The sequence below is a fragment of the Pseudomonas sp. Pseusp97 genome, assembly GCF_047304025.1.
Taxonomy (GTDB): Bacteria; Pseudomonadota; Gammaproteobacteria; order Pseudomonadales; family Pseudomonadaceae; genus Pseudomonas.
In genome coordinates this window covers 33,465-39,977 of sequence record NZ_JBGLYK010000031.1, presented here as the reverse complement: position 1 = coordinate 39,977, position 6,513 = coordinate 33,465, and the positions used below count along the sequence as shown (strand labels likewise).

At 65.6% G+C, this 6,513-nt stretch carries 9 protein-coding genes; 8 read left to right on the top strand and 1 reads right to left on the bottom strand.

Annotation, left to right across the window (positions count from 1 at the left end):
* Positions 1–144: 144 nt before the first annotated feature.
* The 8 genes from epd to ACCC94_RS08745 all read left to right on the top strand — a co-directional run bounded on the left by epd (position 145) and on the right by ACCC94_RS08745 (position 6,166).
* On the top strand, positions 145–1,191 hold the full coding sequence (epd, locus tag ACCC94_RS08780) for an erythrose-4-phosphate dehydrogenase (protein WP_413348948.1): 1,047 nt from the start codon (positions 145–147) through the stop codon (positions 1,189–1,191).
* 28 nt (positions 1,192–1,219) lie between these two features.
* Positions 1,220–2,383: a phosphoglycerate kinase gene (locus tag ACCC94_RS08775; RefSeq protein ID WP_413348947.1), complete on the top strand. Its 1,164-nt coding sequence runs from the start codon at positions 1,220–1,222 to the stop codon at positions 2,381–2,383.
* A gap of 88 nt (positions 2,384–2,471) precedes the next feature.
* A complete protein-coding gene (locus ACCC94_RS08770) occupies positions 2,472–2,666 on the top strand; it encodes a hypothetical protein (RefSeq protein WP_413348946.1) in 195 nt (64 codons plus the stop codon).
* Positions 2,667–2,807: 141 nt separating this feature from the next.
* Positions 2,808–3,143, top strand: coding sequence for an MliC family protein (locus tag ACCC94_RS08765; protein WP_413348944.1), 336 nt, complete (start codon positions 2,808–2,810; stop codon positions 3,141–3,143).
* A 119-nt stretch (positions 3,144–3,262) separates the two neighbouring features.
* Positions 3,263–4,327, top strand: coding sequence for a class II fructose-bisphosphate aldolase (gene fba, locus ACCC94_RS08760; RefSeq protein WP_192435938.1), 1,065 nt, complete (start codon positions 3,263–3,265; stop codon positions 4,325–4,327).
* A gap of 73 nt (positions 4,328–4,400) precedes the next feature.
* Positions 4,401–4,814, top strand: coding sequence for a hypothetical protein (locus tag ACCC94_RS08755; protein ID WP_413348942.1), 414 nt, complete (start codon positions 4,401–4,403; stop codon positions 4,812–4,814).
* A gap of 37 nt (positions 4,815–4,851) precedes the next feature.
* The gene (locus ACCC94_RS08750) at positions 4,852–5,622 is read left to right on the top strand and encodes a class I SAM-dependent methyltransferase (protein ID WP_413348941.1); all 771 of its coding nucleotides are present in this window, start codon (positions 4,852–4,854) and stop codon (positions 5,620–5,622) included.
* A 49-nt stretch (positions 5,623–5,671) separates the two neighbouring features.
* Positions 5,672–6,166 carry a YgjP-like metallopeptidase domain-containing protein gene (locus ACCC94_RS08745; RefSeq protein ID WP_413348939.1) on the top strand — a complete coding sequence of 165 codons (495 nt, stop codon included), beginning with the start codon at positions 5,672–5,674 and terminating at the stop codon, positions 6,164–6,166.
* Here the strand turns inward: ACCC94_RS08745 and ACCC94_RS08740 are convergent.
* Positions 6,160–6,414: a hypothetical protein gene (locus ACCC94_RS08740; RefSeq protein WP_413348938.1), complete on the bottom strand. Its 255-nt coding sequence runs from the start codon at positions 6,412–6,414 to the stop codon at positions 6,160–6,162. The genes ACCC94_RS08745 and ACCC94_RS08740 overlap by 7 nt on opposite strands.
* Positions 6,415–6,513: the final 99 nt, after the last annotated feature.

Genomic DNA, 6,513 nt, shown 5'->3' with positions numbered 1-6,513 from the left:
GGCTTCACCGTCTATAAGGTGCTGTAAGTCGCCGCCGTGCTGCTCTAAGCCTTATATGGCTCTTGTAGGAGCGAGCTTGCTCGCGAACCGAGCAAACTCCTTCGCGAGCAAGCTCGCTCCTACGAAGATCACCAAGGGATAACAATGTCCAAGCGCCCTTACCGAGTTGCCCTCAACGGCTACGGCCGCATCGGCCGCTGCGTGTTCCGTGCCCTGCACGAACGCGGCGCCAAGGCTGATTTCTCCATCGTCGCGCTGAACGACCTGGCGGACCTGGCCAGCCTGGAATACCTGACCCGCTTCGACTCCACCCACGGCCGCTTCCCCGGCGAGGTGAGCGTGGCCGACGGCTGCCTGCATGTTGGCGGCGACTGCGTGAAGGTGTTCCGCGAGGCGACCCCCGAGGCCATCGACTGGCGCGCGCTGGACGTCGATCTGGTGCTGGAGTGCTCCGGCGTCTACCACACCCGTGCCGACGGCGAGCGCTTCCTCGGTGCCGGCGCGCCGCGGGTGCTGTTCTCCCAGCCGATGGCCAGCGAGGCGGACATCGACGCCACGGTGGTCTTCGGTATCAACCAGCAGGGTCTCTCCGGCGCCGAGACGCTGGTGTCCAACGCCTCCTGCACCACCAACTGCAGCGTGCCGCTGCTCAAGCTGCTGAACGAGGCCGTGGGCATCGAGTACGTCTCGATCACCACCATCCACTCGGCGATGAACGACCAGCCGGTGATCGACGCCTACCACCACGAAGACCTGCGCCGCACGCGCTCGGCCTTCCAGTCGGTGATTCCGGTGTCCACTGGTCTGGCGCGCGGTATCGAGCGGCTATTGCCGGAACTCGCCGGGCGAATCCAGGCCAAAGCCATTCGAGTGCCGACGGTGAACGTCTCGGCCCTGGACATCACCCTGCAGGTCTCCCGCGATACGTCTGCCGAGGAGATCAATCGCGTGCTGCGCCAGGCCGCCACCGATGGCCCGTTGAAAGGTCTGCTGGCGTACACCGAGCTGCCCCACGCCAGCTGCGATTTCAATCACGACCCGCACTCGGCCATCGTCGATGGCAGCCAGACCCGCGTTTCCGGCCCCCGCCTGGTGAACGTGCTGGCCTGGTTCGACAACGAGTGGGGGTTCGCCAACCGCATGCTCGACACTGCAGGGCACTTCCTGCGGGTCGCCGCTACCGAACGTTAATCAAACAGCCCCAACAGGACTGACTGTCATGACCGTGTTGAAGATGACCGACCTCGACCTCCAAGGTAAGCGCGTGCTGATCCGCGAAGACCTCAACGTTCCGGTGAAGGACGGTGTGGTCAAGAGCGACGCGCGCATCCTGGCCTCGCTGCCGACCATCAAGCTGGCCCTGGAGAAGGGCGCGGCGGTGATGGTCTGCTCGCACCTGGGCCGCCCGACCGAGGGCGAGTTCTCCGAAGAGAACAGCCTGCAACCGGTCGCCGACTACCTGTCCAAGGCCCTGGGCCGCGCCGTGCCGCTGGTCAAGGACTACCTGGGCGGCGTCGAGGTGAAGGCCGGTGAAGTCGTGCTGTTCGAGAACGTGCGCTTCAACAAGGGCGAGAAGAAGAACGCCGACGAGCTGGCCCAGCAATACGCCGCCCTGTGCGACGTATTCGTCATGGACGCCTTCGGTACCGCCCACCGCGCCGAGGGTTCGACCCACGGCGTGGCCAAGTTCGCCAAGGTCGCCGCGGCCGGCCCGCTGCTGGCTGCCGAACTGGAAGCCCTGGGCAAGGCCCTGGGCAACCCGGCGCGCCCGATGGCGGCCATCGTCGCCGGCTCCAAGGTGTCGACCAAGCTCGACGTGCTGAACAGCCTCGCGCAGATCTGCGACCAGTTGATCGTCGGCGGCGGCATCGCCAACACCTTCCTCGCCGCGGCGGGCCACAAGGTCGGCAAGTCGCTGTACGAAGCCGATCTGGTCGATACCGCCAAGGCCATCGCCGCCAAGGTCAGCGTTCCGCTGCCGGTGGACGTGGTGGTTGCCAAGGAGTTCGCCGAGACCGCCGTCGCCACCGTCAAGGACATCGCTGACGTGGCCGACGACGACATGATCCTGGACATCGGCCCGAAGACCGCCGCCCAGTTCGCCGAGCTGCTGAAGACCTCGAAGACCATTCTGTGGAACGGTCCGGTCGGCGTGTTCGAATTCGACCAGTTCGGCGAAGGCACCAGGACCCTGGCCAAGGCCATCGCCGAAGGCTCCGCCTTCAGCATCGCCGGTGGTGGCGACACCCTGGCGGCGATCGACAAGTACGGCATCGGCGAGCAGATCTCCTACATCTCCACCGGTGGTGGCGCTTTCCTCGAATTCGTCGAGGGCAAGGTCCTGCCGGCCGTGGAAGTGCTGGAGCAGCGCGCCAAGGCCTGATCCTGGCGACGCGGCCGGGCGACGGTAAAGCAAACCTCTGCGGCATCCTCGGGTCACAAGCCTTGTACGGATGCCAAGGAGAAGCGTCATGCGAGCTGTCACCCCTGTGCTGTCGTTTTGCCTCGTGCTGGTGGGATGCGCCGGAAGCGGCGGCTCCCCCAGTACCTGTGAAGTGATGAGCCCGCCCGCGGTCATGGTGCCTACGGACCAGAACCGCGAGCGGGTGGAGAGCCAGAGCAGCGGCGATCCGACGCCCGAGCAGAAGCCGGTGAACTGCCCCTGAGGCAGCGACTGACGGTCGGGATCACGATCTGACAGTGCCGCCTGTGCCCGAGCGCAGGCGGCACTGGCGTTCCTGCGGCGGGACGGGCAATCTGGCGCATTGGATATCCGGCGGCGCGTCCGCCCGAAGGAGAGTCGCCCGATGCTGCGTCATATCGTCCCGGTCCTGGCCCTGTTGCTGGTGACGGGTTGCTCGAGCCATTCGTCCGGTGGCAAGGCAGCTTCGAGCGGCGGCTGGAACCACTGGGTCTGCGACAGCCAGGCCGAGGTGCAATGGCGCTACGTCGATCCCAGCCGGTCGGTGGTCGACCTGAAGCTGGGTGAAGACGACGTGGTCCATCACCTGGAAGAGGAACCCGGCGGCTCCGGCGCTTTCTATAGCGACGGGCTGATCGGCTTGAGCATCAAAGGCGACCAGGGCCTGGTCTACTGGGTCGAGAGCAACGACCTGATCGGCCGGGGTTGCAAGGCGCGCTGAGCGCCGACTGTCCGGCATGCGCCGGAAGACTTGAACACCGCCTGCCCCTGCGGCAGGCTTTTGGAAATGAATTTACGGGCTCGTGTAACCGAGCCCGACTTCTGGGAGAAGCGAAGACCATGGCACTCATCAGCATGCGCCAAATGCTGGACCACGCCGCCGAGTTCGGCTACGGCGTTCCGGCTTTCAACGTCAACAACCTCGAGCAGATGCGCGCCATCATGGAAGCGGCCGACAAGACCGATTCCCCGGTGATCGTGCAGGCCTCCGCCGGTGCCCGCAAATACGCCGGCGCGCCCTTCCTGCGCCACCTGATCCTCGCGGCCATCGAAGAATTCCCGCACATCCCGGTGTGCATGCACCAGGACCACGGCACCAGCCCCGACGTCTGCCAGCGCTCGATCCAGCTGGGCTTCTCCTCCGTCATGATGGACGGCTCGCTGAAGGAAGACGGCAAGACCCCGGCCGACTACGAATACAACGTCCGCGTCACCCAGCAGACCGTTGCCTTCGCCCACGCCTGCGGCGTGTCGGTGGAAGGTGAGCTGGGCTGCCTGGGTTCCCTGGAAACCGGCATGGCCGGCGAAGAAGACGGCGTCGGCGCCGAAGGCGTGCTGGATCACAGCCAACTGCTGACCGACCCGGAAGAAGCCGCCGACTTCGTCAAGAAGACCCAGGTCGACGCCCTGGCCATCGCCATCGGCACCAGCCACGGCGCCTACAAGTTCACCAAGCCGCCGACCGGTGATGTGCTGTCCATCGAGCGCATCAAGGAAATCCACAAGCGCATCCCCAACACCCACCTGGTGATGCACGGTTCCTCCTCGGTGCCGCAAGAGTGGCTGAAGGTGATCAACGAATTCGGCGGCGACATCAAGGAAACCTACGGCGTGCCGGTCGAGGAGATCGTCGAAGGTATCAAGCACGGCGTGCGCAAGGTCAACATCGACACCGACCTGCGTCTGGCCTCCACCGGCGCCATCCGCCGCATGATGGCCGAGCAGCCGAGCGAGTTCGACCCGCGCAAGTTCTTCGCCAAGACCATCGTCGCCATGCGTGATATCTGCATCGCCCGCTACGAAGCCTTCGGCACCGCCGGCCATGCTTCCAAGATCAAGCCGATCTCCCTGGAAGGCATGTTCCAGCGTTACGCCAAGGGTGAGCTGGCAGCGAAGATCAACTGATCCGGCTACCGGTTTGTCCCTGAAGAGCCCCGCCCTGCGGGGCTCTTTCGTATCTGCCTGAAGGAAGTCGCCGATGCTGCGTGCCTTGCTTTCCGTCCTGCTGCTGGCGTTTCTTGCCGGCTGTTCGCTGCGCCCGGCACAGCCTGCCGCGTCGCCGCCCAAGCCGCCGGTGGACCTGCCGGTTGACGCGCAGAACTGCCTGACTCACCAAGAGTGCACGTTGAAGACCTCGCGCACCCTGCTGTTCGTCTTCGATTACGCCGAGGCGGGCGCCGCCCTGGTGGAGAACGAAAACCGCGTACTCAGCACGCCGGAAAAGGCGCCGAAGAACGGCTGGCCGGCAATCCGCATCCAGTTGGCCGCCCCGGATGGCGGGCGCTTCGGGTTCACCAGCGAATGCCGGCAGAAGCGCTGCCGTATCAAGGAATCGCGCCTGCTCAGCTGCTACCGTAGTTACCTGGACGGAAAGACCTGCCGGTTCCGCTGAGCGCTGGTGCTCGGGCCGGATGGGCTTTGGAGGCACGATGACGGATGTACATGGCAGTGCGCAGGAAGGTTTCTCCCGTGAGGCGAAGGCCTATGCCCACGGGCGTCCGGACTACCCGGACGAGTTGCTGGGGTGGCTCGGCGAGGAGCTGGGCATCGGTGCTGGCAAGGAGGTAGTCGACCTGGGGGCGGGCACCGGCAAGTTCACCTCCCTGCTGCTGCGCACGGGGGCACAGGTCACCGCTATCGAGCCGGTGGCGGCCATGCGCGAGCAACTGAGCGCCTCGCTGCCCGCCGTGAAGGTGCTCAATGGGACCGCTCAAGCAATGCCGCTGGCGGCGGAAAGCGTCGATGCCTTGACCTGTGCCCAGGCTTTCCACTGGTTCGCCAATGAGCGGGCCCTGGCGGAAACCCATCGCGTGCTGCGGCCGCGTGGCCACCTCGGGCTGGTCTGGAATGTGCGCGACGAGCGCGTCGACTGGGTCGCTCAGGTTACGCGCATCCTCGAGCGCTACGAAGGCAGCACGCCGCGCTTCCATACCGGGCAATGGCGCCGCGCCTTCGCCGGATCGCGCTTCGAGGACCTGCGCCTGCGCGAGTTCAGCTACCAGCACGTCGGTCCGCCGGAGCAGGTCATCGTCGCGCGCACCCTTTCCGTCAGCTTCATCGCGGCGCTGCCCGAGGAGCAGAAGCAGCGTGTCGCCGAGCAGCTGCGCGAGCTGATCGCCACGCACCCGTCGCTGAAGGGGCGCAGCGAAATCGCCTTCCCCTATCGCACCGAGGCCTACAGCACCCGCGCGCTGGCCTGACCGGGGAATGCGGTAGACTGGCGGTCGTTTCCTCCGCCAGTCGTTTCCCATGCAGCCGCTTCGCTATCTCCAGGCCTATCCTCCACATCTCCAGGACCAGGTGCGCCAGCTCATCGAGCAGGACCGCCTCGGCGAATACCTCGAGCGCCGCTATCCCGGCCGCCACGATGTGCAGAGCGACAAGGCGCTGTACGGCTACGCCATGGACCTCAAGCAGCAGTACATGCGCACCGCGCCGGCGGTGGACAAGGTGCTCTACGACAACAAGCTGGACGTGGTGCAGCGCGCGCTGGGCCTGAATACCGCGATCTCTCGCGTGCAGGGTGGCAAGCTCAAGGCGAAGAAGGAAATCCGTGTCGCCTCCCTGTTCAAGGAGGCCGCCCCCGAATTCCTGCAGATGATCGTCGTCCACGAGCTGGCGCACCTGAAAGAGCGCGACCACAGCAAGGCGTTCTACCAGCTCTGCGAGCACATGCTGCCGGGCTATCACCAACTGGAGTTCGACCTGCGCGTCTACCTGACCTGGCGCGACCTGCCTCAGTAGTAGAGCCGCAACAGGTAGAACAGGCCCAGGCACCATGGCAACAGCAGGACGAAGCCCAGGTAGCGCAACGCCTTACGGGGACCGTTCTCGCCACGGTTCAGCCAATTGATGCCCGCCAGTACCAGTGCATAGGCCGTCAGGCCCGCCAGCAGCCACTCGTATTGTTCCCGGGTGGGCGAAACCGGGCCGAGGTGAGTGTGGGTGAGGTGCCAGGCGCAAAGTGCGATTGCCGGTACCAGCAGGGCCACCGCCGCCAGGACCCGCCCGGCGAGTCGCAGCAGAAAGGCGAGCGATGAGTAGCCCGGACAGGCCGGCGCTGGCGATCAGTCCGGCAAACAACTGGTCGA

Bases quoted from the DNA above. Each gene is read 5' to 3' on its own strand.
- epd (WP_413348948.1), top strand. From the start codon at position 145: ATGTCCAAGCGCCCTTACCGAGTTGCCCTCAACGGCTACGGCCGCATC.
- ACCC94_RS08775 (WP_413348947.1), top strand. From the start codon at position 1,220: ATGACCGTGTTGAAGATGACCGACCTCGACCTCCAAGGTAAGCGCGTG.
- ACCC94_RS08770 (WP_413348946.1), top strand. From the start codon at position 2,472: ATGCGAGCTGTCACCCCTGTGCTGTCGTTTTGCCTCGTGCTGGTGGGA.
- ACCC94_RS08765 (WP_413348944.1), top strand. From the start codon at position 2,808: ATGCTGCGTCATATCGTCCCGGTCCTGGCCCTGTTGCTGGTGACGGGT.
- fba (WP_192435938.1), top strand. From the start codon at position 3,263: ATGGCACTCATCAGCATGCGCCAAATGCTGGACCACGCCGCCGAGTTC.
- ACCC94_RS08755 (WP_413348942.1), top strand. From the start codon at position 4,401: ATGCTGCGTGCCTTGCTTTCCGTCCTGCTGCTGGCGTTTCTTGCCGGC.
- ACCC94_RS08750 (WP_413348941.1), top strand. From the start codon at position 4,852: ATGACGGATGTACATGGCAGTGCGCAGGAAGGTTTCTCCCGTGAGGCG.
- ACCC94_RS08745 (WP_413348939.1), top strand. From the start codon at position 5,672: ATGCAGCCGCTTCGCTATCTCCAGGCCTATCCTCCACATCTCCAGGAC.